Here is a 25950-nt window from a genome sequence, read left to right on the forward strand (position 1 = left end):
ATCGAGCTGTTCCGATGCACGAAGAGCTGAAACCAACATGCTAAGGATCTCGGAATGACGGACGCAAGTGGGCTTCAGATAGAGTTCGAGGGCCATCAGACCCTGCTGAAATGGCATCGCCTGCGCCGGCGCATGACCGATCCGCTGTTTTCGGCGGAGGTGATGGCGGAAGGCTTCAAGGCCGGCGCCTCGATGGAGCTCGACCTGCGGGTGCGCGCTGATGGCGGTTTCGTCGTGCTGCATGATAGGCAGCTGGAAGGCGAGACGTCTGGGCACGGCATCATTGCCGAGAAGAGCCTTGCGGATCTGCGCAACCTGCGCATGAATGACGGCAATCGTCCGCTCCTCTACAGCGAAGATCTGGCAGCCATGCTGCAATCGGCCCATCCGGACGCGTTGCTGCAGTTCGACATGAAGGATGATTACGAGGTCATCGGCGAAAAGGGGATCGCCCATCTGGCCGAACACCTGCAGAAGATTTCCGCCTCCGTCATCGTTAGCGCCGGAAGTCTGGAGCTCATTCTGGCCGTCAAGGAGAAGCTGCCGCATCTGCGCCGCGGCATCGACCCCAGCGACAAGCTCGGCGACATATACAGGACCGAAGGATGGAAAGCGGTTGAAAAGGAACTGCTTGCCGATCTGCGCGGCCCGACGGAGCCGGAAACAATCTATCTCTACTGGCCGATGCTGCTCGATGCGGCAAAAGCAGGCCTCGATATGATCGCGCTTTGCCATAACGAGGGTAAGCTGGTCGATGCCTGGACCTTCACACTGAAAGATCCCAACGGTGGCTTCAGCGATACGGAGTGGACGAATTTCTCGGCACTGGTCGCTTTGAAGCCGGATCAGATCACCACGGACGAAGCCCTGGCGACCGAGCGGGCATGGCTGAAACGCATGGCAGGCTGATCAGCCCGCCAATCCCTCGAACTCGACGAGGAAAGCGAATTCTTCTGCCAATCCAGGCGAATAGGCGATGACAGGGCCGCCATGCTGCAGCAATCTGTCGACTGGTGGAATGGCAACTTTCGCGCCAGCCTCGGCAGCGATCAGCGCACCGGCAAGCATATCCCAGGCATTCAGATGCCGTTCGTAAAAGAGATCCGAAACTCCTTCCGCCACACGCACGAGATCGACTGCGGCTGCCCCCATGCGGCGATAATCCATGCCACGTTCGTAGAGCCGCTTGGAGAGTGCCGCATAGTCGTCAAAGCTCGTCTTGCGCGAATGACCGAGCACAACGATCGCATTGGCGGGATCGGTGGTCGGGGCGGCATGGATCGGCTGGCCCTCCTTGAAGGCGCCGCAGCCGCGGATGGCGGAAAAGACCTGGTCATTAGCCGCATCATAGACCACGCCGATATCCACCTTGCCATCGGCGACGAAGGCGATGGAAACACCCCAGTGGCGAAAACCACGGATGTAATTGGTCGTCCCGTCGATGGGATCGACGACCCAGGTGCCGGCCGAGCCTGACTCACCGCCGGTTTCCTCACCCATGAACGTATCCTCAGGGAAGCGCGCCAGCAGTCCCTCGCGGATCGCCTGCTCTGCCTGCCTGTCTGCGATGGTGACGAAATCCTGCAATCCCTTATTCTCGACGTTGAGCGCGCCCGGCTTTCCTTCACGCCTGAAGCGCGCAGCCTCGCGTCCAGCGTTGCGGGCCACGTCGATTGCGACCTCCGCCCGCGCGGTCAGAGCTGAGGCATCGAATGCGGAATTCATCAAGCAGTCCTTCTTTTGATCAGCGTCACGGGGGTAAATTCGACGCGGGCGGTCATATCCGGTTCAGCCATCCTGGACATCAGCAGATTGACCGTTTGTTCAGCCTGGAAATCGCACGGCTGGCGGATGGTCGTGAGGTCGTAGGCCGCCCAGCTTGCCTGAGGAATGTCATCATGGCCGATGATGCGGATCGGCGGCTGCTCCTCGCGGCCGTGCTCCCTCATCATCCGGTCGACCACGCCGCAAGCCATGTAGTCATTGGCGCAGAACAGGCCGTCGATGCCGAGCGAGGCAAGACCGGCGGCTGCGTCATAACCGTTCCGATAGTCGTTAACCTTCAGTTCCACCATTCGGGGCTCAAGACCGCGTTGACGGCAGGTCATCATGAAGGCTTCGCTACGTCGCCTTGCCGTATAGGATATGGCAGGCGCGGCCATGACCGCCGGCGCCTTGACGCCGCTTTCGATGAGATGCGAGGCGGCAAGATGCCCGGCCATGCGATCGTCGGAGATGATGCGATCGACGAAGGGAATATCATCGCCCTTGTTGATCAGCACAATCGGTACGCCTTCGGCGGCGCACTGCTCGCAGATCTCCGTCGGCGGTGCATCCGACGTTACGATGACGCCCGAGACGGCATAGTGCAGCAACTGGCCGATGACGGTCGAGGTGTCGGCCTCCTTTGAGGTCGGCAGCAGGATCGGACGAAAGTTGCGGGCGAGCAGGACACGAGCCAGATGCTCGATCTGCAGTGTACGGAACGGATTGTCGAGCCCGGCGGCGACAACGCCGACGAGATCGGAGCGCTTGTTGGTCAGGCTGCGGGCGAGATAGTTCACCCGATAGCCGAGATCCTTCGCCGCCTGATAGACCTTTTCGCGCGTCTTCGGCGAAACGCTGGCATCCGGCGTGAAGGCGCGCGAGACGGCGGCACGCGAGACGCCTGCCACACGCGCCACGTCGAAGGACGTGACCTTTCTCGGCCCCTTGTTATCCTTGTCTGCCATGTCTTTCACCCCCCAGCGGCCGGGCGCATCAGATCGGGCAGGTCCGTACAGATGCCAAGCACCGGAAGCTTCATGATGTCGGAAAGAATGGCCGGTCGCTCCTCATGCCACAGCACGATCTCACGGCCCTCGCCGAAAGCCCGCTGCATCAGCTCTTCGCTCACGAGATCCTGCGGCCGTTCGCCGGCCCGTTCCCAGCAGAGATGCAGGATATCGGCACCGGCCTCGTCGCCCGCCGCATGCGGATCGTGGCCGACGCGGATCAACACCGAGAGCGGATAGTCGCAACCGGCATCGCGAAGCTCGCGCACCTGTGCCGTATCGAAGGAGCCGAGGCAGGCGAAGCGCTGGTTCTTTTCGTTAAGGTGCTTCCAGCACAGAAGCCCCGTGCCCGGCGCCTTCAGTTCGATATAGAGGCCCGTATTGGTCCGCCGGCCTAGGGCTGCGACCGCCTCGAAAGTCGGAATATTGACGCCTTCGAGGGCAGCAAGTTCGGCGGCCCTCATCTCGGAAATGCGACTGTCGATGCCGAAGACACGCTCCAGATGGTCGTCGTGGGAGACCACGACCACGCCGTCCTTGGTGAGCTGTGTGTCGAGCTCCCACATTTCCGCACCAAGTTCGGCGGCGCGCTGAAAGGCTTCGAGCGTATTTTCCCGCTCATGACCGCTCGCGCCGCGATGGCCGACGCAGAAAGGCAGATATCCCTTGTTCAAGGGCCAGCCGTACCGTTCGAAGAAAGTCGAGAAGTCACGCATCGCTCAGAGCCTCCGGCCTTCTTCGTCGAATACGAACACACCCTTGCTATCGATCGCCCACCTCACCTCGTCGCCAACGGTGATGTCATTGCGGACCGGCTGGATCGAGCGCAGCAGCGAGCCGCCGGCAAGCCGTACGTCGTAGAGGTTCTCGCGGCCCTGCGTTTCGGCGAAAGTGACTTTACCGGAAACGGCGATATCGCCGGCCGGATTGAAATGTTCAGGGCGCACGCCGAGCGTCAGCTTGCTGCCCTCGGCAGCCTGGACCGAAACCGGCACGCGGATCTCGCTTTCAGGCATCGCAAAGGTGCCATCCTTCATCACGCCGCGCAGGAAGGTGATCGGCGGGTTGCCGAGGAAACCGGCGACGAAGGCGGTGCGTGGATCACTATACATTTCGGCCGGCGTGGCGATCTGCACAATCTCGCCTTCCTTCATAATGGCGATGCGGTCACACATGCTCATCGCTTCCACTTGATCATGGGTGACGAGGATCGCAGTGATGCCCGTCTCGCGCTGGATGCGGCGGATTTCCGAACGCATTTCAAGGCGGAGCTTGGCATCCAGGTTGGCGAGCGGCTCGTCGAGCAGCAGCACATCCGGCTTGCGGATCAGCGCGCGGGCAAGCGCCACGCGTTGCTGCTGGCCGCCGGAAAGCTGGGCTGGCCGGCGCTCCATGAGATTGCCGATCTGCACGAGGCGGGAAATGCGCTCGACCTCCTTGCGGGTATCGGCCGCATTGACGCCCTTTACCTTCAGCGGAAAGCCAATGTTCTCGGCAACCGTCATATGCGGGTAAAGCGCATAGGACTGGAAGACGACGCCGACATTGCGCATCTGGCTCGGCAGGTCGGTCACATCACGATCGCCAAAGAGGATGCGTCCGCCGGTGGGCCGGTGGATGCCGCAGACGGCAAACAGCGTCGTCGATTTGCCGCAGCCCGAGGGGCCGAGCAGCGCCAGCATCTCGCCGCTGCCGACTTCAAGTTTCATGTTCTCGATGACCTTGGTGGAGCCGAAGCTCTTCGAGAAATTGTCGAGGAGGATGCGCATCAGCCTTTGCTCCCGCCGCCGTAGATGTTCATGAGGTATTTGTTGAAGAGTGCGTAGGCGATCAGCACCGGAATGAGGTAGAAGAGGCCGACCGCCTTGAACATGTTGAAATCGTAATTGTTGTCGTCGGCAAGGAAGCCGGCGAGATAGACCGACAGCACCTGCACCTGATTGCCCGGTGCCAGCACCTGCGGCAGGATGAACTCGCCCCAGCCGGAGAGGAAGGAGAACAGGCCGAGCGCCATGATGCCGGGCTTGACCTGTGGTAGCACCAGGCTGCGCCAGACGCGGAAACGCGAGGCGCCGTCGACGACGCCCGCCATTTCGATTTCCCAGGGCACCGTGTCGTAGAAGCCCTTCATCAGCCAGATGCCGAGCGGCAGGTCGATCGCCGCCTTCACCAGGATCACGCCGATCAGCGAATTGTAGAGGCCGATCATCTGCAGCACGATGAAGATGGCGATGATCAGTGTCACCGACGGAAAGGCATGCAGCACCATGACGCCGGCAAGGAAGAAGCCGCGTGCCGGCACGTTCAGCCGTGACAGCACATAGCCCGCCATCGACGAGACGATCAGCACCAGGCTGGTGGTGCAGGCCGAGAACAGCAGCGTATTCAGGGTCACGTGCCAGATGTTCGCCTTGCCTGCCGTCGTCTCCCACAGGAAGCGCCAGTGATTGAGCGTCAAGCCGGAGGGCAGCAAGGCATCCGGCTGCTTTACCGTCACAGTGTCGAGGAAGAGATAGACATACATCAGGAGCAGCGGCAGGCTGACGATGGTCAGTGCCGTTATGACAGGCCAGTTGCGGTAATTTGCCGAGGGCTGCGAGCGTTCGGCCATGGTCAATCCTCGATCAGGGGCTTGGCGACAAGCGTGCCGTAGTTGAAGACGCGCAGATAAAGAAGCGACAGCGTCACGCCGATGACGACGAGCACCAGCGCCATGGCGGCACCCAGCCCGTATTCGAGATTGCCGGCATAGTTCCTGAGCGCGGTGTGATAGGCGGAGAGCGCCCAGACCTCGGTCGCGTTGCCCGGCCCGCCATTGGTGGCGAGCAGGATTTCATTGAAGGAAGCAAGCAGCGACAGGGTCTGATAGCAGGTGACGAAGAGAATCGGCCAGCGCATCTGCGGCAGGATGATGTAACGGATCTGCTGCCAGCGCGAGGCGCCGTCGACCTCGCTCGCATGGAACTGACTCTTCGGAATGGCCTTCATCGCCGACGAGAACACCAGCATGCCCATCGAGGCACCGATAAAGCCGTTGATCAGCACGACGAAGAACCAAGCATTATAAGCGGTATCGAGCAGGTAGTTCTTCGGGGGGTAGCCGAACTTGCCCATCAGGATCGAAATGAAGCCGCTGTCCCAGGCGAGCCACTTCCACAGCATGACGTAGATGACGACAGGTGTGATACGCGGCAGGAGCCAGATGCCGCGAAAGATCGAAGCCGGCGTCGGCGGCATGTAATGCGTCCAGATGGCGAGCAGCAGCGCATAACCGACGTTGAAAAGCACCAGCACCAGCGCAACATAAAGCACGGTATTGAAAAGCACACGCGCCATGTCGGGCGAGGTGGCCATGCGTGAGAAATTGTCGGTCGTCCAGGTCCAGCCGGTATAGGTGGTCTTGGCGACGGTTTCCTTCTGCTCCGGCGTCAGCTTGAAACCCAGCGTATCGAGAGCGGAGAAGAGCTGGTCCTTGCTGTCGAAGCGGGTGTTGAGGACGGAGCGGTTGAACTGTTCGGAGATCTGCTTGACCTCGCGTGTCGAAGGTCGCTCGGCGAGATCCTTGATCATGCGCTCGACGTCGCGGCGTGCCGGGAAGACCTCGCCTGTATGTTTGGCGCGCAACTCCGCAGCAATCCCCGGCGCCATCCCGAGGCGTTCGACGGCCGTGAGGCCTGCCTCGTCGATCGTGTAGCGCGGTTCGGCCATCTCGGCGGCGATGTCGGGCATCGCCGATTTCAGCGCGATCAGGGAGTTCGGCGCGATCTGGTAGACACCGCCTGATATGCCGGTCGCGGTCGTCATGTTGGTCATCGAAAAGACGGCCGTCAGAACGACCGGCAGAAGGAAGAACAGGATGATCATGATCGCCGCAGGCGCGATCATCACCAGCCCAAGCGTTCTGGACGATTTCATGGGAAGTCCCTCACGGACGACGCTCTGAAAGGCGGCTTTTGTGCCGCCTTTCAGCTGAGTGCGTCGATCTTAGCGGATGACGATCTTATCGCCGAGCGTGCTCTTCAGCTCGCTCTCGGCATCGTTGACGGCGGCGTCAACAGTCTTGGCACCGGTCCAGGATGCTTCAAGGTTCTTCCACATGATGTTCCAATATTTGCCGAAATCGGAATTGTTCGGCATCGCATTGGCATGCGGCAGCAGGCGCTCGGTGGCTTCGCGGGTCCAGCGGTCGGCCGCGTAGAAGTCGACGGTGGATTCCGACTTGGAGATGCCGAGGTGAGCCGACTTGACCGCATGCAGGGCGTTGGTGCGCGGCTCGGAGGCGATCTTGACCAGCTGGGCGGCGATCTCAGTGTCTTCCTGGTCGTGACCTGCGGTCAGCAGATAGACGAGCGGGTGGGTCAGCGTGTTGGCCTTGCCGCCTTCGCCGGCGGGAATCAGCGTGAAGACCACGTTGCCGAAGAAGTCCTTGAGGCCTTCCTGATTGACGAGGCGGGCATAGTGCCAGGTGCCGCCATCCCAAATGCCGGCCTTGCCGGTGGCCACTTCCTTCCACCACTGATCGCCCGGCATGCCGATATGGTTCTTCTTGGTGACGCCGGTTTTAACGGCGTCGGCGAAGAACTGATAGGTGCGGGTCATCGCCGCCTTGTCGAAGACGAGCTTGCCACCCTCTTCCATTGCGCCGCCGAAGCTGGTGTAGAACTGCCAGTAGTCAGGACCGTTGCTGGTACGCGGATAGAAGCCGTAGCCGGGCTGGACGAGGCCCTTGTCTTGCATCTTCTTGGCGTCTTCGAGCAGGTTCTTCATCGTGTACTTGCCGTCCTGGACACTCTGCGGCAAGGCGTCGAGATCGGCATCGCTGTAACCGATCGCCTTCATGTAGGGCTTCCAGAAGAACATCGGCCGGGATTCAGCATCCTGCGGAATGCCGTAGACGGTGCCGTTATAGGAGGCGATCTGCAACAGATTTTCATAGATGTCGCTGAGCGGCCAGGAGTCGAGATCGACATAGTCCTCGATCGGAACGATGAGACCGGCCTGCGACCAGGGCGCGATGTCTTCATGGCCGCTGACGACGATGTTCGGAGCGGTCTTGGCTTCTGCGGCAAGGGTCAGCGCCTGCTTGAAATCTTCCCAGGCGGAATAGGGCTTCTTCTCGACGGTGATTTTCAGGTCTTCGCCCTTGAGGGCGGCTTCGCGCTGCAGCTGCTGGGCTGCGATCTCGATGGCGTCGAGGCGATAGACGTCGTTCGGGCCGGTACCGCCGGCCCAGACGCTGATGTGAACGTCCTTGGCAAGTGCAGATGCAGAAGTCGAAGCCAGGATTGCAGCGGCGACGGCAAGGGATTTCAGTGTCGGCAAAAGAGTCATCTTCTTCATCTCCCCAGAAGAGCAGTGTGAGGCCTCTTGACGGGTCATCACCGGTGTTGATGGCCGTTCCGATAACCCCACGAAAACGTGGCGTATCCCGCTCTAGGGGGCGAACGTAACGGCCAAATGACAAAATTGAGCACGTGTGCAAAATTATTATGACGATGTTCTCGGCGCGGTCAATTCCCCATCGAAAGGCGGGGCCAGATGCCGATGAAAATCGGCATCGAAGAGTCGGAATCGCGCTCTTGCCTGTATTTTCGCAATCGGCTAATAATTGCGGCGGAGCCGTTCAACAATGGAGGCGTGCAATGACAGATATTTCTTCATCCAACGCCTCTTTGGCATAGGCCCTCGAAGCTCCAACCCTCGAACATATCCGGGATCTTTCAAGCTTCACCATCCAGAGATGGCATTCGTTTCGCACGCAGCGTCTGGGCGGTAATGTCCGCGCTATGTCTCTGCGCACATTCAGCTTGAAAGAAGGGCGGCTCAGAATTCTGACCGCTGGTGATCATGACCAATCAACATGCCGGCGAAAGCCTGACGGCATCCATGAGCGAGCTTTGCTCGCGATTTAGTTTCAAGGAAATTCTCATCGCAGCCATCGTTGCCCGATGGAGACGTCGTCGCATTGTAAACAGCTTCGATACCTTCCCATCCTGGCTGTGCCGTGACCTCGCTTTGTCCGATGAATAGATCGGCCCCCTCGCTGATGTTGCCGAGGGAATACCCGGCAGGAGTGGTTTCGAGACGAGATCATCCCTGCCGGCTTGCGGCCAATGCGATCATAACAATCAAATGCCGACCCAGAGATCGCGAAGCATCTGCCGAAGCAGTAGCGCCTCCGCCCACCGATCGGTGGTGTCGTTACCGTCTCGCCCGGTGATCGCATAGGGCTTCGGCCCCAGCTCGCAGGTGAAGACCAGCTCGGCATTCGAAGCCGCGCGACTGCGCCAATCGCGCATGCCGTGGTCCCACCATTGAAGGAAGAGGTCGACCCAGGGCCGATGGTGAGGAAACGAAATTTCGATCTGCACCTGTTCACACGATGCGACCCTGCCATGGAAGGCCTGGGCATTGCGCAGGATGCGATGGATCATCGCATGGGTTTCGTCATCGACCGGAAACGCGAATTCGCGTGCGACCGTAAAGTGCGAGAGGTCTGCGACCAGCGGCAGATCCGGCCTCTTCTCCAACAGGTCGAGTGTAAACAACAGATCCGTCGTCATCCGGTTGCGGTGGGTTTCGATGAAGACGGGAACTCCGGCATCCTCGGCAAGCTGCATCCAGCCGTCCAGGATCGGCAGGCACTCCTCGACGCGGCGCAGTCGGACATCAGGCTGCACGTTGATATGGCTGACCGGGAATTCCACGGCAAGCTCGAGCGGCAGGCGCAAATCTTCGACGTTGCGGGGAAAACAGACGCCTTCGATCTTCAATCGGGCGCCCCGAATAGCGTCATTCAACCTGAGAACGTCGGCGCGGTTCGTATAGTGGGCGCTGATGCCGTCGAAGCCGGCCTCCGAGATCATCGCGATGTTCTCATCGAGGTTGCGCTCATGGCCATCCGTATGTCGGCGTTCCATGGCCCAGAGCGACTGGAAGATCAGCAGCCTCTGCATCATGCCGCCCTTGCGCTTTTCAGGAGCACCTTGAGGTTCAGATTCGGATCGGCGAGAGCGGCGGGATCAGGATGCACTCCGGCTGCGATCAGCATTTCGGCAAGTTTGATATCCTTGGCGAGACTATTGCCGACGCCAAGCCCTGCTGCGGCGACGAGACGCCCGCCGTCCAGATAGAATTCAAGCTCATCTTCGCCAAGCGAGCGGACCACACTTTGATGGGCCGGTTGCGGCAGCCCGACTACCTGGAGGCCGAGATCGTATTGATCGGACCAGAACCAGGGGATGGCGACGAAAGCTTCGACTGATGCGACCATATTGCGAGCGGCAAGCTCGGCCTGGGCTCTGGCATTTCGCCAGCTTTCGAAACGAATATGACCACCGCCGGGCTGGCTCATTGCTGCGCAGTCGCCCGCCGCAAAGATATCAGGCGCGCTGGTGCGAAGATGGGTATCCGTCAGGATGCCGTTGCCTGTCGCCAATCCAGCCTGCTGCGCCAGCGTGATCTCCGGCATTACACCGATGGCGCTGACGACAAGTTCGGCTTGCACCGTACTGCCATCCGTCAGAGTGACGCCGGTATCGGTGATTGCCGCAACGCCTCGGTCGAGATGGAAATCGACGCCTTCCGCCACGTGCCTGGCATGCAGCTTTTCGGCAAAGCGCGAGGGGACGGCGCGCCCCAGAATCTTGGGTGCTGCTTCAATGACGCTGACCGCAATGCTCTTGCCGCGAAGCACGGACGCAAGCTCCATCCCGATCAAACCGCCGCCGATGACAGCAACGTTCCGACCTGTTCTCATATTGGAGAATATCGCTTCGGCATCGGCATGGGTGCGGAAGTCGAGCGCGCGTTCGGCACCGGGAGAAGCAAGCCGTCTTGGACGCGCGCCCGTGGCAAGCAACAGCTTTTCATAGGCGAGCACGCATCCGTCGCTTAAAGCGACTGTGCGGGCGTCGGTATCCAGCTTCGAGGCCGACACGCCCTTGAGATAGTTGATGCCGGCGGCAGCCAGAGCATCCTGTGCGCAGATCAGTTTCATCTGCACGGCGCCACTCATCGGCTTCGACAGCGGCGGCCGTTCGTAGGGCAGATGTGGCTCCGCTCCGACCAGCGTGATGGACCCGGAATATCCCGCCTCCCGCAAAGCAAATGCAGCACGCGTTCCGCATTCCCCTGCACCGATGATGACAATGCCGCTCATAAAGCTCTCCATAAAAAAAAGAGGCCGGCGCTCGTGAGGGGAGACACCGGCCAGGGAGGATCAGTTCTGGTGGGCGTACTCTGCCATGTTCGTCGGCGTGACCAGTTCGAACGGCACCATGACCTGCTTGTCGACGCTGTGGCCGCGAGCGAGGGCAACAGCCGCATCCATCGCACCGGCAGACTGCCCCTTGGCATTCTGGAACACCGTCACATCAAGATCCCCGTTCGTCATCGCAGCCAAGGCATCCTGCGTCGCGTCGATGCCGACAACGACGACGCTGTCCATCGACACGCCGGCAGCTTTCAGCGCCTGGATCGCACCGATCGCCATTTCGTCATTATTGGCGAAGACCGCGTCGATCGGACGACCAGCGGTGATCCAGTTTGTCGTCAGGTCCATGGCATTGGTACGCGTCCAGGCGGCCGATTGCTCGTCGGCGATGGTCACGCCCTTGCAATCGCCGGCCGCGAGCGTTTCCTTGACCGATGAGGTTCGATCGCGCGAGGCCTGATGCGCAAGGTCTCCCATCAGGATATAGGCCTGCGCATCGCCGGCCTTTCCATTCTTCTTGAGGATTTCGCAGGCAGCTTCCGCCCCCAGCCGTCCGGAGTCGGTTTCCTTCGAGCCGACATAGGCCTGGTTCTTGGGAAGCTTGTCGACATTATCAGGCTGGAGATTGACATAGACGAGCGGAATGCCGGCCTTCTCGGCTGCCGCGCTGATACCGGGCGCGGCTGATGTATCAGCCAGCGTCACGATGATCGCATCCACTCCCGCGGCGATGAAATTGTTCACCTGATTGAGCTGCTTGGAGACATCGGTCTGAGCATCCTCGATCTGCAGAGTTATCCCGCCCACCTGAGAGGCTCTGGTGCTCAGGCCTTCACGCAGCAGAGTCTGGAAATTGTTGTCGAAGCTCTGCATCGAGACGCCGATGGTCTCGGCCGAGGCAGCACTGGCCGTCAGGGCGGCTAGGACGGCCGCCACACAAAATGACTTCATGATTTCCTCCCATTGGATGCCGGGCCACCCGAAGCATTCCGGAGGCCGTTCAGGCCTGCTGATGTCGCAGGCTCAGGCGAGAGCCACGCGAACTTCCCCATCGATCACCTCGGCGGGATAAGTTTTCAGATTTTCGCAGGCGGGAAGCCTGAGCGCTTCGCCAGTGCGGTAGTCAAAGGCGCCGGAATGCTTGGGACATTCCACTTCGAAATCCATGACCAGTCCGTCCGCGAGGTGGATTGCCTCGTGGGTGCAGAGCCCGGTGGTGCAATAGACGCTATCGTCAGGTCCGCGATAAATGGCATAGGTGCGGCTGCCGTGATCGAAACGGATGGCGCCCTCCTGTTCGATGTCCTCAAGTTTGCAGGCAGTGATCCAGCTCATTCGGCCGCTCCCTTGACTTCCATGCCGGCCTTGCGGGCTGCGAGTTTTTCTTTGCGCCGGCGATAGCGCTCCTGCATGCGGGCTTCGCCTTCGGGCGAGCCGTCGTGCCAGGTGCCGAACCACTTATCGAGCGGTATCAGGGCATCGCCGTAATTCACCTCGAAATATTTGTGGTGCAGGTAATGCGCATAGGCATGGCTATCGACCAGCTTGTCCTCGCCGACCTCCACCTTGTCGAAGCCCACGTGACCCGGAATGGCGCCGAAGCCCGCATAGTGAAGCTGATAGAGCATGAGGATCGGATTGGACGGCAGGATCAGGTGATAGAAGGCCGTTCCGAGGTAGAGCAGATGCTCGACCGGATGCATCGACAGCGACGACCAGGGCGACGGGTTGACCGAGTTATGGTGGACCGAGTGGACCCACTTGTAGAGGATGGGTGTATGGATGAGCCGATGAATGCAAAAGAAGTGGAACTCATGAATGATCGGCACGGCCAGCGCGACGATGGCAAGCGTCCAGGGGTTCTCCGCAAAGCTCAGCCAAGGCGCGTAACCATTGGCATAGGCCCATAACATGGCAGCCTCGATCGCCGTCCAGATCGTCACGCCCGACAGGAAGGTGCGCAGCATGTTGTCGACGTTCTGGCGTTCGAACCAGAAGGCCTTGCTCTTCTGATCGGCTGGAAATTTTCCATTGTATTTGAAGCGGTTTTGCTGACGTTTCAGCACATAGAGATGCACCTCGAAGGCGCCGTAGAAAAACAGGACGCAGATTGCATTCACGACATAAAGCCAAGCAATCCAGCCGAAACCGATCGTTCGCATCGTCTCTGTCGACGGAATGACCACGGCCCAGTAAGCGACAGCGGACGCTGCAAAAATCGCATTCCAGGGAAAGAAATAATGCGGCAGCCATTTCAAAACGGCCATGAACCGTAGCGGAAAGTCAAATAGCGGCGCGGTCTCGACGGGCTTGTAGGGCGCCCAGTCGCCGCGCTTGTTACGCGTGCCGAATTTCAGATCGTTCATTTCACTCTCCTCCGGGCGAAGCGGAAATCACCCCTCCGCACAAGTCCTTTTGAAAGAGAGCGCCTGGTGCGCCTGATCCGGTGTCGCTCCTCTCGACGCTCCGGCTCTCCTTCCTGCCTTGAAATTAGCAGGAGACCGTCGCGCCGCCGAAGCCATTCTTGATCAAATCAGATCAAAGCCCTTCCTTGGTCATGGTGATGAAACGGATAGGCGCCCGATCGGGCTCGATATCGGTCAGGCCGATGCGGCGCAGGACGAGATCGAGCGATCGCCGGGCCTGCGCTTCCGGCGCCTGGTCCAGCACCACATCCATGACATCATCCTGCAAGGCTTTGCGGGTGTAGTCAGTCAGTTCATGGCCGACGAAGAAGATATTGCGCCCACGCGCATGACGGCGCAGCACGTCGATCAGCGCAGAGTTGGCGCCTCCGGCATTATAGAGGCCGGCAAGGTCCGGATAGATTTTCAGGGCAGAAAGCAGAAGCTCGGCACTGAAGTGCTCTTCATCAAGGCCGAAGCCCAGCCATTGAAAGCTGGTAGCGCCGGGATGCTCCAGAAAATAGTCGGAAAATCCGCGGATGCGATCACGATGCACCTGGTAGATCGGGTGGCAGATTGCGACGACAGGTCCTTGCCGGCGGGCCATACGGCTGATGAAAAGCGCAGCTGTCCGTCCGGCGGCATAGTTGTCGATGCCGACGAATTCGCCTGAGCGTTCGGACGCGCGGGTGACGACGTGGACGACCGGCAATCCACGGGCGATGACGTTTTCGACAGCAGCCTGGATCACGGGGCTGCGGGGCACTGCAAGAATGAGGCCCGCGCGCGGCAGGTCGGTCGACAGGATGCGACGAGCAATCTCCTCCGGCTTCATCTCCTCGGTGAAGCTGCGATGCACGACGACCAGTGGGTCGAGGGTTGCGCCAATTCGCTCGAATGCCTTGGAAAGCCGCTGATAAAAGGTCGTCTCCGGACGGACCATCAGCACTTCGATGCGCAACAGGCCGCGATGGGTATCGGGAAGCGTGCGCGGGTAATCCAAGCTGCGCGCAGCGACGATCACCTTTTCGACCAGTTCGGGACGAACCCCGCCCCGGCCGTTCAGCACCCGTTCGACGGTGGCGGTTCCCACACCTGCCTGGCGGGCGATATCCCGATAGTTCGGCTTGCTCACTGCTCTGTCCCCAATCGCCGAAGGCTGCGCCGTCAAAGACGCTTTTCCAGCAATATCCATGACTTAGGAATCAGGAGCAATCCAGATCGCGTTTCGAGACGCACAGAAATGCTTTCTCAGAAACTACGCGATTGAATTTTCTGAGATCTAAATATTAAGTTGGACCGCAAATACATGAATCCCACGTCGCATTCTCATGCGGCTCCAGATTGGCTGTTCATCCAAAAGTATCCCATCCCATGAGCCTTGAATCCGTCCGCGCCTTCTTCGCCGCCAATGCCCCAGACGTTGCCATCATCGAAACGGCAGGAAGCTCTTCGACCGTCATCCTCGCAGCCGAGGCGCATGGCGTCGAGCCCGCGCAGATCGCCAAGACGATCTGCCTGCGCGTCGGCGACCGCACCATGCTGATTGTGGCGAGCGGCACTTCGCGTCTCGACAACAGGAAATTCAAGGATGCCTTCGGCGGCAAGGGGCGCATGCTCGACGCCGAAGAGGTGCTGGCAGTGACGAGCCATCCGGTCGGCGGCGTCTGCCCCTTCGGCCTGCCCGTGCAACTGCCTGTCTATTGCGACGTGTCGCTGAAGCAGTTCGACGAAGTCGTGCCAGCCGCCGGTTCGACCAATTCTGCGGTGCGTATTTCGACGGGCCGACTGGCGGAAATCACCGGAGCCGAATGGGTCGACGTCTGCCAGTAGCACTGCACAGCTTCACAGAGCAGAAAGAATACCTATATTAACTCCTGACATGCCGTTGAGCGCATGACAGGAGGTTTGAGAAATGCCCAGTGCCGTTTCGCGTTTTGCCAGGATCGCAGCGATTGCTATTCTTGCGAGCGCTACCGTCTTTGCTTCGATCGGTGATGCCGATGCGCGCCGCGCCGGTGGATTCGGCGGATTCGGAAGTCGCGGCACGCGCACCTTCAGCGCGCCTCCTGCCACCAGTACCGCCCCAGCCCCGGCTGCCCCCATCGAACGTTCGATGACGCCCCGCCCGCAGACGAACGCGCCTTATAATACGCCGCAGCCGGGTTATGCCCAGCAGCGCCCCGGCTTCTTCGGCGGCTTCGGCCGTTCGATGATCGGCGGCCTGATTGCCGGTGGCCTTCTCGGCATGCTGCTCGGCCACGGCTTCGGCGGCGGCTTCGGTTTCCTCGGCTTGCTCCTGCAGATCGCGCTGATCTTCGGTGCAATCACGCTTGCCATACGCTTCTTCGCCAATCGCCGCCAGCCTTCCTATGGCACTGGCGGTCAGAGTTTTGGCGGCTTGCAGTCTTCCAACATGTCGCCGGCAAATGGTGGTTCATCCTTCCGCATTCCGGCGATCGGTTCTGGCACCAGCTCCCAGCAGCAGCGCAATGCGCGTCCCAGTGACGAAATCGGCCTTGCCCAGGCCGATCTCGACCAGTTCGAGGAACTGCTGACGAAGGTTCAGACGGCCTACGGCGCGGAAGACTATGGTTCGTTGCGCCGACTGACGACGCCGGAGGCCATGTCCTACCTTGCGGAAGAACTCGGCGAGAACGCCACCAATGGCGTCCGCAACCAGGTTACCGACGTCAAGCTGCTGCAGGGCGATATCGCCGAAGCCTGGCGTGAAGACGGTCTGGAATATGCGACGCTTGCGATGCGCTATTCCTCGATCGACGCCATGGTCGAGCGCAAGAGCGGCCGCGTCGTCTCGGGCGACGATCATCGCCCGAGCGAAAGCACCGAGGTTTGGACCTTCGTGCGCAAGTCCGGCGCCGACTGGAAGCTTGCCGCCATCCAGGGCACCGGCCAGCGCGCTGCCTAATTGACCGAGACGGGTTTGGAGCGCATGCGGGAAACCGTTTCGCGCTCCGCCCGTTTACAGCGCATCGGCGGCAGGCCGCGATCCATTAGATCCATATCCTCGAGCACCATATCGCCCATCTTCTTGAAGGCGCTGTCGAGCGCACCGGCGCGGTGGGCCGAACGGATGAAACCCTTGAGGCTGCGCACCGGATGGTCTGACGGTAGCGGCTCCTGCGGATAGACATCGCTTGCCGCAACGATATGGCCGGCGGCGACGGCCGCCATCAGCGCCTCGAAATCCACGACGTCGGCGCGGCTGAGCAGGATGAAGGCTGCGCCCTTGCGCATGCTGGCGAATGCATCCGCGCCGAGGAAGCCCCTGTTCTCGCTGGTGACGGAGGCGACGACGAAAACAAAGTCGCTCTGCGTCAGCACTTCGCTCAGGCTCGCGGGCTCCACGCCGTTTTCCTCCAGGATCGAGCGGGGCATCCATGGATCGAAAACCCTGATTTTCGCACGAAAGCCCGACAAGACCCGTCGCAGCGCTTTACCGAGATCGCCAAAGCCGATGATGCCGATTTCGGAGCCCGATAGCAGCCGCGAGCTTGCATTCCCCTCGCCGCCCCAGAGTTCATGCCCCTCCCGGAAAGCTACATCGGCATCGACGATGCCGCGCGCGAGGCTGAGCGCGAAGCCAAGGCCGATCTCCGCCACCGGTTCGGCAAACACCTGCCCGGTCGTCACGACATGGATACCGCGCTGGAACAGGATTTCATAAGGCATGTTGTTGAGCAGGTTGCTCTCGACATTAAGGATCGAGCGGAGCTTCGGCATCCGCGCGAGCGTATCCGCGGAGAGCGGCGGCTGGCCGATGATGTAGCGCGCCTTGCCAAGAATATCATCGCCAAGACCGGCAATGTTTTCGGGATCGGCCTCGACGATCTCGTATTTGGCGTTGAGTTCGGCGTGTGCCTCGTCACTGAAGATCAGATCGAGCGTGCGTGGCTCGGGCGCGCTGATTGCTATCGGCCTTTCGGTATTCGTCATGGGATCCTCCTCGAGATGCGGCAACTCTCACCTCCGCAACACGATTGATAATCCGGTTGAGAGCCTCTTGGGAAGCCGCCTTTCAAAAAGGCAATTGCCTACGATACAAGCACTTGAAATTTCTATCTATTCCATGCTTTCCGTTGACGGCTGAATATAGCTGGACTAGCGTTGATGACGCGACTTGAAACCGTGCCTGAGGAGTCGGCGGCCGCAGGCGCCAGAGCATTCCAGCAAAGTGCGCAGCGGTTTTGCGTCCGGAATTGCGTAAATCAAAAAGACAGATCATTTCCGCGCCTTGACGAAAGCGGAGATGCTCTCAAGATCAGAGGGAATTCCAAAATGAAATCAATCTTCAAGGGCGGCCTTCTCGCGCTTGCCACTGCAGCACTTCCGGCAGTCGCCTATGCCCATACCGGCGTTGGCGAAACAGGCGGCCTTGTCCACGGTTTCAGCCATCCGATTTCCGGCCTCGATCACATCCTTGCGATGGTCATGGTCGGCGTCTTCGCCTTCCAGCTCGGCGGCCGTGCCGTCTGGGCCGTACCGGCAACCTTCGTGCTCGTCATGGCCTTCGGCGGGGCGCTGGGCATTGCCGGTGTCAATCTGCCTTTCGTTGAAACAGGCATCGCGCTTTCCGTCGTCGTACTTGGCGCGGCCGTTGCCCTGAATGTGCGCGCCTCGACAGCTGTCGCAATGGGTATCGTCGGTCTGTTTGCAATCTTCCATGGGCATGCGCACGGCGCCGAAATCCCTGAAAATGCCGGGGGTGCTGCCTATGCCGCTGGTTTCATGATCGCAACCGCCCTGCTGCATGCAGCTGGTCTCGCTACCGGTTTCCTGATTGCCCGTGTCGGCGAGCGCCAGGGCGCCTTCGTCGTGCGCACCGCAGGCGGCCTCGTTGCCGTTGCCGGCGTCGGCATCCTGACCGGCCTGATCTGAGGCCCGCGCCTCTCCCGGTTAATTTATCCGGCTTTTAGCGCCCGGCGGACAAAGGTCCGCCGGGCGTTTTATGTTTGCGAGATTTGACTCAAGTCAATTCCAGGCGCGCAATACCGGTCTATCAAGAGGCAGATCATCGAGGCGTGCATCCAAATTGACGCAGGTCAGCCTGGGCAATTGCGGCAGAAGAGCGAAAGTCGGTATAGTAATTTCAGAAATTTCTGAAATCACAGACGTAACGGAAATGACGATGAACCTTCCGCCTCTCGTTCAGTCCTTTGTCCTGCACTTCGGTGAAATGGGTTCCCGCTGGGGAATCAACCGCACGGTCGGCCAGATTTACGCGCTGCTCTTCGTCTCGCCCTCGCCGCTCTGCGCCGAGGAAATCGTCGATGCGCTCGGTATCTCGCGCTCGAACGTCTCCATGAGCCTTCGTGAACTGCAGGCCTGGAACCTGGTGCTGCTGCGCCACAAGCCGGATGACCGGCGCGACTTCTTCACGACACCTGACGATGTCTGGGTGATCCTCAGAACACTCGCCGAAGAGCGTAAGAAACGCGAGGTCGATCCCACGCTTTCGATGCTGCGCGAAATCCTCATGCAGCGCCCGGCAAGCGAGGTTGAACGCCATGCGCAGGAGCGCATGGGCGAGATGCACACGCTCATCGAGCAGCTGACGCATTGGTATGATGACGTAAAACAACTCGAAACAGAAAGGCTTGCAACGTTACTCTCGTTAGGCGCGAAGGTGACGAAGCTGCTGGAGGCCAAAGATAGGGTCGTTTCGCTTGGCCGTCGTCGTCCCAATCCTGCGAACAAGAGTTAGCGTCGTGAACAGTGCTTTCTTCGACGCGAGAGACCCGCAAGAGGCAAGGACGCTCCAAGGCGATGCCGTGACGCTTAGGCCGGCAAAGACCAAAAGCCGGCTGCGCAGCGCAGCCATGCTGCAGGCCTTCGCAGCCGTGCTTTGGATTCCGCAGGCGGGCCTGCTTGCCTATTCCGTCGGACAGCTGGCCGATGGTGGCGGCCTCGCCGATATCCTCTGGCCGGCCCTCTTCATTCTGCTTTTCGGAGTTGTCAAAAGCTGTCTCGACGCCACTGGCGGCCGTCTTGCCTTTCGCGCCGCCCGCGCGGAACTCAGCGAAAAGCGCGTCGCCGCTATCCGCCTGCTCGCCCGCCTGTCGCCGGTCGATGTCGACCGCCCGGCCTCCGGCGAGGCGGCGAGCATTCTTGGCGAGCAGGCCGAGCTGATCGTGCCCTATCTCGCCCGGTTCCAGCCGGCGCGGATGAAGGCGAGCCTCGTGCCGCTCGTCATCCTGGCTTGCGTCTTTCCGATCTCCTGGATTGCTGCACTCGTGCTGCTGTTTGCAGGACCACTCATTCCGATTTTCATGGCGCTCATCGGCTGGCGCGCGCAGGCTGCGAGCGAAAAGCAGCTTGCCGCGACAGGCGGCCTCAACGCCTTCCTGCTCGACCGGCTGCGCGGGCTTGCAACGATCCGTTCGCTGGATGCGGTCGACGCCACTGCTTTACGGCTGCGCACCGAGGCTGAATCGCTGCGCACACGCACCATGGCGGTGCTGAAAATCGCGTTCCTTTCGTCTGCCGTGCTTGAGCTCTTCTCAGCGCTCGGCGTTGCGATGACCGCTGTCTATATAGGCTTCAGCCTGCTCGGCGAAATCCGTTTCGGCGCGTGGTCGGGCGGCCTCGCTCTTTCGCAGGGGCTGTTCATTCTTCTGCTCGCACCCGCCTTTTTCGAACCCCTGCGCGAACTCTCCGCCGTCTGGCATGACCGCGCCTCGGGCGAGGCGGCGCTGAAGGCGCTCGATGGCTTGGCTGACGAAGGCATGAGGCTTCCCTACGAGGAGAGTGCCGAGGCTACGACTGTAGTGCAAGCCTTCAATATCCGCCTGGAAAATATCGGCTTTCGTTATCGGTCCGATCAGGAACCGGTCCTCAACGGTTTCAATCTCGACATCGCCGCCGGCGAACACGTGGCGCTGCTCGGCGCCAGCGGCACGGGCAAGTCAACCTTGCTGTCTCTGACCGCCGGCCTGGCCCCCTGCGGGGAAGGCCAGGTTCTGATCGGTGGAACAGCCATAGATCGCGCCAAAATGGCCTGGATCGGCCAGAATCCGCATATCTTCGCCGGCACGATATCGGGCAATGTCGCGCTCGGTCGGCCTGGAATCACAAAAGACAGAGTTTCCGAGGCGCTCGATCTGGCAAAGCTTGCAGGTGTTGCGAAGGCCTACGGCCATCGCCCGCTCGGCGAAGCCGGCATCGGCCTTTCCGGCGGCGAAGCGCTGCGGCTGGCGATCGCGCGTGCTGCCTGCGACCCCAATATCCGCATCATCCTTGCCGACGAACCAACCGCCCATCTCGACGCCGAATCCGCAGCCGACATAACGGAGAGCCTGCTCGCTTTCGCAGAAGGACGCACGCTGATCGTCGCCACCCACGATCCGCTGCTTGCCGCGCGCATGCAGCGCACCATCCGCCTCGATGCCACAACTCTCCGGGAGGCTGCCGAATGACCACCTTCATAAGAGATATCAAGCCGGTTCTGCGTCTCTTCGTCGAGACACGCCGAAAGGAGCTGCTGCTCGGTGCCGCGCTCTCGGCAGCAACGGTAACGGCGGGCATCGCCCTGCTCGGTCTCTCGGGCTGGTTCATCACCGCGACCGCGCTTGCCGGGCTTTCGGCAACCATCGCTGCGACCTTCGACGTGTTTGCGCCGTCTGCGGGCATCCGCTTCCTCGCCATTCTGCGCACGGCGGCTCGTTACGGCGAGCGGCTGACCACCCATAATGCCACGCTTGCCGTGCTGGCTGCCCTTCGCGAACGTCTGTTTCGCGGCTGGGCCTCCGCAGGTGCGGCGCGCGCGCTCCTCAACCGCCCAGCGCGGCTGCTCTTTCGTCTGACGGCCGATATCGACGCGCTGGATTCGCTCTATCTGCGTATCCTGGTGCCTGCAGCCGTGGCAGTCGGTGCAGCACTCGTCACCAGCGTTACGCTCGGCCTGATGCATCCGCTGTTCGGGCTTCTCTTCGGCTTCAGCCTTATTTTGGTCGGGCTCGGCCTGCCGTTGGCGGCAGGTCAGGCCGCCCGCAAACATGCGCGCCGACGTGCCTACGGCATCGAAACCCTGCGGTCGCGGACGATCGATCTCATCGCTGGGCAGACCGATCTGTTGATGGCCGGCCGGATCGCCGCACAGCAGCAGGCGATAACCGACGCCGATGCCTATACCGCACAGGCAGACGACTGGCTGAACAGGATCGAGACCGGAGTGACCTTCGGCTTCGGGCTTTTCTCCACCGCCCTGCTGGTTGCAGCATTGCTGACATCAGCGATGCTGATGCAAACAGGCGCAATCACCGCCCCGGTCGCCGCACTCGGCATACTCGTTGCCTTTGCCGCAACCGAACCCTTCGCAGCGCTACGCCGCGGCGCCATGGAATTCGGCAGGACGATGCTTGCAGCCAGACGCATCGCACCACGCCTTTCGGCAGCCGATGTTGACTTCACGCCGAAGACACCTGCCCATGAGCTCGCCTTCGCGCTGCAGAATGCAACCGTTACCCATGACGGAGCGGCCCTGCCCGCCCTGCTTGACGTAACGCTGGAATTGCGTCGCGGCGAGCATATTGCCGTGGTCGGCTCGAGCGGCGCCGGTAAGTCGACCCTGCTTTCACTTCTAGCCGGCGAGTTGCCGCCGGTAGATGGTATGGCCGCCGCGCTCGACGGAACGCTACTCACCCAGCGGACCGAGCTTTTCCAGGACACGCTGCGCGGCAACCTGTTGCTCGCGGCACCCTGTGCCGATGATGAGCAATTGCGCAGCGCGCTTGCTGGCGCTGGCCTGCTTGCCGATGTTGATGCACTGCCATCAGGCCTCGACACACTGCTCGGCGAAGGCGGTATGGGACTGTCAGGCGGACAATCTCGCCGGCTGGCACTCGCCCGCCTCTTCCTGCGCGACACGCCGCTCTGGCTGCTCGACGAGCCGACCGAGGGGCTTGACGGCAGCACCGCACGCGATGTGCTGCATCGCCTCGCGCTCAGGGCCGACGGCCGAGCACTTGTCATCGCTACGCATATTCGCCGCGAAGCGGCGCTCGCAAACGTGGTCGCCGTCATCGAGGACGGCCGCATCTCGGAAGTTTCGCGCCGTGGAGAGGCGGCGTTCGAAAAGGCGCTCGATCGGCTTCGACCGGATTGAGCGAACAGGCATGCCCCGCACGGCCAGCCGGCAATGCGGAAACTACTTGATACCCCGTGGGACCGTGGGAGTAAGACAATGGAATTAGACATCGTAGCGCTATCGCGCTTTCAATTTGCGCTGACTGCGCTTTACCACTTCCTGTTCGTGCCCTTGACGCTCGGCCTTTCCGTGCTGCTTGCCATCATGGAAACGACCTATGTCATGACCGGTCGCCAGATCTGGCGGCAGATGACGAAATTCTGGGGCACGCTCTTCGGCATCAATTTCGTGCTGGGCGTCGCAACCGGTATCGTCATGGAATTCCAGTTCGGCATGAATTGGAGCTATTACAGCTATTATGTCGGCGATATCTTCGGTGCACCGCTGGCGATCGAGGGCCTGATGGCCTTCTTCCTCGAAGCGACCTTTGTCGGCCTTTTCTTCTTCGGCTGGGACAAGCTGTCGAAGGTGGGCCATCTGGTCGCCACCTGGGCGGTCGCGCTCGGCTCGAATTTCTCTGCGCTCTGGATCCTGATCGCCAACGGCTGGATGCAGAACCCGGTCGGGTCCGCTCTCAATCCTCAGACGATGCGCATGGAGATAACAAGCTTCTACGACGTGGTCTTCAACCCTGTCGCCCAGGCAAAGTTCGTCCACACGGTTTCGGCTGGTTATGTCTGTGCCTCGATCTTCGTGCTCGGCGTTTCTGCCTGGTACCTGCTCAAGGGCCGGCATATCGAGCTTGCAAAGCGCTCGATGACGGTTGCCGCCTCTTTCGGCCTCGCCTCCGCCCTGTCGGTGGTCGTGCTCGGTGACGAAAGCGGCTATCTCGCCACCGAAAACCAGAAGATGAAGCTCGCCGCGATCGAAGCTATGTGGAAGACCGAGCCGGCACCGGCTGCCTTCACCGCCTTCGGCTTCCCTGATCAGGAAGCACGCGAGACACATTTCGCCGTCCATATCCCCTGGGTCATGGGTCTGATCGGCACACGCTCGCTGACGACGGAAATCCCCGGTATCGACAAGCTGGAACAGCAGGCCGAGGTCCGCATCCGCGACGGCATCAAGGCTTATGACGCGCTGACGCAGATCCGCGCAGCACCCGCCCAGGATCAGGTGGCCCAGGAAGTCCGCAGTTCCTTCGAGGATCTCGGCCACGACCTCGGCTATGCCTTGCTCCTGAAGCGCTATGTCGACGATCCGCGACAGGCAACCGACGAACAAATCGCCCAGGCTGCACGTGACACCATCCCGCATGTGCCCACACTCTTCTGGTCGTTCCGCATCATGGTCGGTCTCGGCATGTTCTTCATCGTGCTGACGGCAACCTTCTTCTGGCTGTCGGCCCGCCGGCATCTGGATAAATATCCGCTGCTCCTGCGCATCGCTGTCTTTGCCATCCCGCTGCCCTGGATCGCCATCGAGGCCGGCTGGGTGGTTGCCGAAATCGGCCGTCAGCCCTGGGTCATCGAAGGCGTGCTGCCGACGGCAGTCGCCGTCTCCAATCACGGCGCCTGGGCAGTCCTGTTGACCATCATCGGCTTTGCCGCGCTCTATACGACACTGATCATCATCGAGATGAGCCTGATGCTCAAGGCGATCCGCCAGGGGCCGGAACCGGACCACGAGCCGGAAGCCAAGCTCATTTCCGAAACCCTCGTTCCCGCGGAGTGACCTGTCATGATCCTTCACGAACTGATTAACTATGATACCCTGCGCATCATCTGGTGGGTGCTGCTCGGCGTGCTCCTGATCGCGTTTGCCGTCACCGACGGTTTCGACCTCGGCGTCGGAACGCTCCTGCCCTTCGTCGCCAGGACCGATACGGAACGCCGTGTCGCCATCAACACGATCGGCGCCACCTGGGAAGGCAATCAGGTCTGGCTCATCCTCGCAGGCGGCGCGATCTTCGCCGCCTGGCCGCCGCTCTACGCGGTCTCCTTCTCGGGTTTCTATCTGGCGATGTTTGCGATCCTCTTCGCCCTCATCCTGCGCCCGGTCGGTTTCAAGTACCGCTCCAAGCGGGACAGTGCAGCCTGGCGCAACGGCTGGGACTGGGCGCTCTTCATCGGCGGCTTCGTGCCGTCGCTGATCTTCGGCGTTGCCGTCGGCAATGTGCTGCAGGGCGTTCCCTTTCGTTTCGCGGACGACATGCGCATCTTCTACGAGGGATCGTTCTTCGCGCTTCTGAATCCCTATGCCCTTCTCTGCGGGCTGCTCTCCGTCGCCATGCTCGTCATGCATGGCAGCGCATGGCTCGTGCTGAAGGCAACGGGGCCGGTTGCTGATCGCGCCCGGCGCTTCGGCAGCATCGCAACGCTTGTGGTCATCGTGCTCTTTGCGCTCGGCGGCCTGTGGCTCTGGGCCGGCATCAGCGGTTATCGCATCACCAGCGATATCAGCCCGGTCGGCCCGTCGAACCCGCTTCTAAAGACGGTGGCGCTGGAAAGCGGTGCATGGCTTGCCAATTACGGCACCTATCCCTGGATGATCGCCGCTCCGGTATTCGGCTTCCTGGGTGCGGCGGCCGCCTTCCTTGCCATGCGCGCACGGCTGGAAGTCGCGACCCTGCTCTTCAGCGACCTCTCGATAACAGGCATCATCTCGACGGTCGGCCTGTCGATGTTCCCATTCATCCTGCCCTCTTCGCTCGATCCGAGGTCGAGCCTCACGGTCTGGGATGCATCGTCGAGCCACCAGACACTCTTCATCATGCTGGTCGTTACGGTCATCTTCCTGCCGATCATCTTTGCCTACACCACCTGGGTCTACAAGGTGCTGTGGGGCAAGGTCGACGAGAAGAGCGTCACCGACAAGAACAGCCACGCTTACTGAGGAGATGAAACGATGTGGTATTTCGCATGGATACTCGGCTTCCCGCTGGCAGCCGCCTTCGCCGTCCTCAACGCCATATGGTACGAGCTGGTGGATGATCAGGCCAAGAAAAAGGCTTCCGGCGAACGCCGATAAAAGTAAAAAGGGCGCGGTTCATACCGCGCCCTTTCTTTGAACTCGTCACTATTCACACGGGGCTTTCACCCAAGCCGGATCTGCGAGCGCTCCGCGAGCTCGACAATGATGCCGTCTGGATCGCGGACGAAGGCGATCCTGTTCAGCATCTCGGAATGGACTGCAAAACGTGGCCGCTCCTTGATCTCGACACCGGCCCCTTCCAGTCGGGCGAAAGTTTCTTCAACGTTCTCGAAATGGAAAGTTATGTGCCGGACCCCGGCTGTTCCATCCGGAACGTCGACAGCGCGCGTCGCACCGCCCGGCGGCGCAAAAACTTCCAGCATTCCGTCGCCAGCGTCAAGGAATGCGACCTGCATGCCGTCAGGCATCTGCTTGCGCAGGTGCAGCTTCAGCCCGAGCAGGCCGCAGTAGAACTCGATCGCCCGGTCCATATTGCTGACTGTCATGCCGATATGTTCGAAAGATTTCAGCATCGTC

At 60.8% G+C, this 25950-nt stretch carries 25 protein-coding genes; 10 read left to right on the forward strand and 15 right to left on the reverse strand.

Annotated elements, in window-relative coordinates; translation table 11 throughout:
• Positions 1-54 precede the first annotated feature (54 nt).
• Entirely contained in the window at positions 55-909 is an 855-nt protein-coding gene (locus tag AC1DNW_RS03560) for a glycerophosphodiester phosphodiesterase (RefSeq protein WP_477851910.1), read from the forward strand.
• On the opposite strand, the gene AC1DNW_RS03565 is transcribed toward AC1DNW_RS03560, so the two are convergent.
• The 13 genes from AC1DNW_RS03565 to AC1DNW_RS03625 form a co-directional block, all read right to left on the reverse strand.
• A complete protein-coding gene (locus tag AC1DNW_RS03565; RefSeq protein ID WP_477851911.1) occupies positions 910-1725 on the reverse strand; it encodes an inositol monophosphatase family protein in 816 nt (271 codons plus the stop codon).
• Positions 1725-2732, reverse strand: a complete 1008-nt coding sequence (locus AC1DNW_RS03570; protein WP_113310606.1) for a LacI family DNA-binding transcriptional regulator — start codon at positions 2730-2732, stop codon at positions 1725-1727. The genes AC1DNW_RS03565 and AC1DNW_RS03570 overlap by 1 nt, the downstream gene beginning before the upstream one ends.
• 5 nt (positions 2733-2737) lie before the next feature.
• Entirely contained in the window at positions 2738-3490 is a 753-nt protein-coding gene (locus AC1DNW_RS03575; RefSeq protein WP_477851913.1) for a glycerophosphodiester phosphodiesterase, read from the reverse strand.
• Between the two features lie 3 nt (positions 3491-3493).
• Positions 3494-4543: an ABC transporter ATP-binding protein gene (locus tag AC1DNW_RS03580; protein WP_113300371.1), complete on the reverse strand. Its 1050-nt coding sequence runs from the start codon at positions 4541-4543 to the stop codon at positions 3494-3496.
• Positions 4543-5385, reverse strand: a complete 843-nt coding sequence (locus tag AC1DNW_RS03585; RefSeq protein ID WP_113300372.1) for a carbohydrate ABC transporter permease — start codon at positions 5383-5385, stop codon at positions 4543-4545. The genes AC1DNW_RS03580 and AC1DNW_RS03585 overlap by 1 nt, the downstream gene beginning before the upstream one ends.
• Before the next feature lie 2 nt (positions 5386-5387).
• Positions 5388-6689, reverse strand: a complete 1302-nt coding sequence (locus AC1DNW_RS03590) for a carbohydrate ABC transporter permease (RefSeq protein ID WP_477851914.1) — start codon at positions 6687-6689, stop codon at positions 5388-5390.
• 69 nt (positions 6690-6758) lie between these two features.
• On the reverse strand, positions 6759-8105 hold the full coding sequence (locus tag AC1DNW_RS03595; protein ID WP_477851915.1) for an extracellular solute-binding protein: 1347 nt from the start codon (positions 8103-8105) through the stop codon (positions 6759-6761).
• A 797-nt stretch (positions 8106-8902) separates the two neighbouring features.
• Positions 8903-9733, reverse strand: coding sequence for a sugar phosphate isomerase/epimerase (locus AC1DNW_RS03600; RefSeq protein ID WP_477851916.1), 831 nt, complete (start codon positions 9731-9733; stop codon positions 8903-8905).
• A complete protein-coding gene (locus tag AC1DNW_RS03605; RefSeq protein ID WP_477851917.1) occupies positions 9730-10935 on the reverse strand; it encodes an NAD(P)/FAD-dependent oxidoreductase in 1206 nt (401 codons plus the stop codon). The genes AC1DNW_RS03600 and AC1DNW_RS03605 overlap by 4 nt, the downstream gene beginning before the upstream one ends.
• Before the next feature lie 60 nt (positions 10936-10995).
• On the reverse strand, positions 10996-11940 hold the full coding sequence (locus tag AC1DNW_RS03610) for a substrate-binding domain-containing protein (RefSeq protein WP_115037573.1): 945 nt from the start codon (positions 11938-11940) through the stop codon (positions 10996-10998).
• Positions 11941-12012: 72 nt separating this feature from the next.
• Positions 12013-12324: a MocE family 2Fe-2S type ferredoxin gene (locus AC1DNW_RS03615; RefSeq protein WP_113300378.1), complete on the reverse strand. Its 312-nt coding sequence runs from the start codon at positions 12322-12324 to the stop codon at positions 12013-12015.
• Positions 12321-13355 carry a sterol desaturase family protein gene (locus tag AC1DNW_RS03620; protein ID WP_477851918.1) on the reverse strand — a complete coding sequence of 345 codons (1035 nt, stop codon included), beginning with the start codon at positions 13353-13355 and terminating at the stop codon, positions 12321-12323. The genes AC1DNW_RS03615 and AC1DNW_RS03620 overlap by 4 nt, the downstream gene beginning before the upstream one ends.
• Before the next feature lie 172 nt (positions 13356-13527).
• Positions 13528-14529, reverse strand: a complete 1002-nt coding sequence (locus tag AC1DNW_RS03625) for a LacI family DNA-binding transcriptional regulator (protein ID WP_477851919.1) — start codon at positions 14527-14529, stop codon at positions 13528-13530.
• Between the two features lie 239 nt (positions 14530-14768).
• Between AC1DNW_RS03625 and AC1DNW_RS03630 the strand changes: the two genes are divergently transcribed.
• Together AC1DNW_RS03630 and AC1DNW_RS03635 are read left to right on the forward strand one after the other, a co-directional pair.
• Positions 14769-15227, forward strand: coding sequence for a YbaK/EbsC family protein (locus AC1DNW_RS03630; RefSeq protein WP_477851921.1), 459 nt, complete (start codon positions 14769-14771; stop codon positions 15225-15227).
• A gap of 82 nt (positions 15228-15309) precedes the next feature.
• Positions 15310-16323 carry a Tim44 domain-containing protein gene (locus tag AC1DNW_RS03635; protein WP_477851922.1) on the forward strand — a complete coding sequence of 338 codons (1014 nt, stop codon included), beginning with the start codon at positions 15310-15312 and terminating at the stop codon, positions 16321-16323.
• On the opposite strand, the gene AC1DNW_RS03640 is transcribed toward AC1DNW_RS03635, so the two are convergent.
• Entirely contained in the window at positions 16320-17351 is a 1032-nt protein-coding gene (locus AC1DNW_RS03640; protein WP_477851923.1) for a hydroxyacid dehydrogenase, read from the reverse strand. The genes AC1DNW_RS03635 and AC1DNW_RS03640 overlap by 4 nt on opposite strands.
• A 342-nt stretch (positions 17352-17693) precedes the next feature.
• Here AC1DNW_RS03640 and AC1DNW_RS03645 point away from each other — a divergent pair, with 342 nt between their 5' ends.
• From AC1DNW_RS03645 to cydX, 7 genes are all read left to right on the forward strand, one after another.
• Positions 17694-18293: a HupE/UreJ family protein gene (locus AC1DNW_RS03645; protein WP_477851925.1), complete on the forward strand. Its 600-nt coding sequence runs from the start codon at positions 17694-17696 to the stop codon at positions 18291-18293.
• 250 nt (positions 18294-18543) lie between these two features.
• Complete coding sequence (locus AC1DNW_RS03650; protein WP_113300383.1) at positions 18544-19119, forward strand: GbsR/MarR family transcriptional regulator; 576 nt, start codon at positions 18544-18546, stop codon at positions 19117-19119.
• Between the two features lie 4 nt (positions 19120-19123).
• Positions 19124-20830: a thiol reductant ABC exporter subunit CydD gene (cydD, locus tag AC1DNW_RS03655; RefSeq protein ID WP_477851926.1), complete on the forward strand. Its 1707-nt coding sequence runs from the start codon at positions 19124-19126 to the stop codon at positions 20828-20830.
• Positions 20827-22518: an amino acid ABC transporter ATP-binding/permease protein gene (locus tag AC1DNW_RS03660; RefSeq protein ID WP_477851927.1), complete on the forward strand. Its 1692-nt coding sequence runs from the start codon at positions 20827-20829 to the stop codon at positions 22516-22518. The genes cydD and AC1DNW_RS03660 overlap by 4 nt, the downstream gene beginning before the upstream one ends.
• A 78-nt stretch (positions 22519-22596) precedes the next feature.
• Positions 22597-24174: a cytochrome ubiquinol oxidase subunit I gene (locus tag AC1DNW_RS03665; RefSeq protein ID WP_113507176.1), complete on the forward strand. Its 1578-nt coding sequence runs from the start codon at positions 22597-22599 to the stop codon at positions 24172-24174.
• Positions 24175-24180: 6 nt separating this feature from the next.
• Positions 24181-25335, forward strand: a complete 1155-nt coding sequence (cydB, locus tag AC1DNW_RS03670; RefSeq protein ID WP_113310592.1) for a cytochrome d ubiquinol oxidase subunit II — start codon at positions 24181-24183, stop codon at positions 25333-25335.
• A 12-nt stretch (positions 25336-25347) separates the two neighbouring features.
• The gene (gene cydX, locus AC1DNW_RS03675; RefSeq protein WP_113300388.1) at positions 25348-25470 is read left to right on the forward strand and encodes a cytochrome bd-I oxidase subunit CydX; all 123 of its coding nucleotides are present in this window, start codon (positions 25348-25350) and stop codon (positions 25468-25470) included.
• Positions 25471-25535: 65 nt separating this feature from the next.
• Here the strand turns inward: cydX and AC1DNW_RS03680 are convergent, their stop codons facing one another.
• Entirely contained in the window at positions 25536-25946 is a 411-nt protein-coding gene (locus AC1DNW_RS03680) for a VOC family protein (RefSeq protein WP_477851928.1), read from the reverse strand.
• Positions 25947-25950: the final 4 nt, after the last annotated feature.

This window comes from Rhizobium sp. 05L429, from assembly GCF_056397645.1.

Excerpts from the sequence above, each read along its gene's own strand:
- cydX (WP_113300388.1), top strand. The coding sequence starts at position 25,348 with ATGTGGTATTTCGCATGGATACTCGGCTTCCCGCTGGCAGCCGCCTTC.
- AC1DNW_RS03645 (WP_477851925.1), top strand. The coding sequence starts at position 17,694 with ATGAAATCAATCTTCAAGGGCGGCCTTCTCGCGCTTGCCACTGCAGCA.
- AC1DNW_RS03595 (WP_477851915.1), bottom strand. The coding sequence starts at position 8,105 with ATGACTCTTTTGCCGACACTGAAATCCCTTGCCGTCGCCGCTGCAATC.
- AC1DNW_RS03660 (WP_477851927.1), top strand. The coding sequence starts at position 20,827 with ATGACCACCTTCATAAGAGATATCAAGCCGGTTCTGCGTCTCTTCGTC.
- AC1DNW_RS03605 (WP_477851917.1), bottom strand. The coding sequence starts at position 10,935 with ATGAGCGGCATTGTCATCATCGGTGCAGGGGAATGCGGAACGCGTGCT.
- AC1DNW_RS03560 (WP_477851910.1), top strand. The coding sequence starts at position 55 with ATGACGGACGCAAGTGGGCTTCAGATAGAGTTCGAGGGCCATCAGACC.
- AC1DNW_RS03570 (WP_113310606.1), bottom strand. The coding sequence starts at position 2,732 with ATGGCAGACAAGGATAACAAGGGGCCGAGAAAGGTCACGTCCTTCGAC.
- AC1DNW_RS03640 (WP_477851923.1), bottom strand. The coding sequence starts at position 17,351 with ATGACGAATACCGAAAGGCCGATAGCAATCAGCGCGCCCGAGCCACGC.
- AC1DNW_RS03585 (WP_113300372.1), bottom strand. The coding sequence starts at position 5,385 with ATGGCCGAACGCTCGCAGCCCTCGGCAAATTACCGCAACTGGCCTGTC.
- cydB (WP_113310592.1), top strand. The coding sequence starts at position 24,181 with ATGATCCTTCACGAACTGATTAACTATGATACCCTGCGCATCATCTGG.
- AC1DNW_RS03600 (WP_477851916.1), bottom strand. The coding sequence starts at position 9,733 with ATGATGCAGAGGCTGCTGATCTTCCAGTCGCTCTGGGCCATGGAACGC.
- AC1DNW_RS03665 (WP_113507176.1), top strand. The coding sequence starts at position 22,597 with ATGGAATTAGACATCGTAGCGCTATCGCGCTTTCAATTTGCGCTGACT.
- AC1DNW_RS03565 (WP_477851911.1), bottom strand. The coding sequence starts at position 1,725 with ATGAATTCCGCATTCGATGCCTCAGCTCTGACCGCGCGGGCGGAGGTC.
- AC1DNW_RS03680 (WP_477851928.1), bottom strand. The coding sequence starts at position 25,946 with ATGCTGAAATCTTTCGAACATATCGGCATGACAGTCAGCAATATGGAC.
- AC1DNW_RS03610 (WP_115037573.1), bottom strand. The coding sequence starts at position 11,940 with ATGAAGTCATTTTGTGTGGCGGCCGTCCTAGCCGCCCTGACGGCCAGT.
- AC1DNW_RS03620 (WP_477851918.1), bottom strand. The coding sequence starts at position 13,355 with ATGAACGATCTGAAATTCGGCACGCGTAACAAGCGCGGCGACTGGGCG.
- AC1DNW_RS03590 (WP_477851914.1), bottom strand. The coding sequence starts at position 6,689 with ATGAAATCGTCCAGAACGCTTGGGCTGGTGATGATCGCGCCTGCGGCG.
- AC1DNW_RS03615 (WP_113300378.1), bottom strand. The coding sequence starts at position 12,324 with ATGAGCTGGATCACTGCCTGCAAACTTGAGGACATCGAACAGGAGGGC.
- AC1DNW_RS03630 (WP_477851921.1), top strand. The coding sequence starts at position 14,769 with ATGAGCCTTGAATCCGTCCGCGCCTTCTTCGCCGCCAATGCCCCAGAC.
- AC1DNW_RS03580 (WP_113300371.1), bottom strand. The coding sequence starts at position 4,543 with ATGCGCATCCTCCTCGACAATTTCTCGAAGAGCTTCGGCTCCACCAAG.
- AC1DNW_RS03635 (WP_477851922.1), top strand. The coding sequence starts at position 15,310 with ATGCCCAGTGCCGTTTCGCGTTTTGCCAGGATCGCAGCGATTGCTATT.
- AC1DNW_RS03575 (WP_477851913.1), bottom strand. The coding sequence starts at position 3,490 with ATGCGTGACTTCTCGACTTTCTTCGAACGGTACGGCTGGCCCTTGAAC.
- AC1DNW_RS03650 (WP_113300383.1), top strand. The coding sequence starts at position 18,544 with ATGAACCTTCCGCCTCTCGTTCAGTCCTTTGTCCTGCACTTCGGTGAA.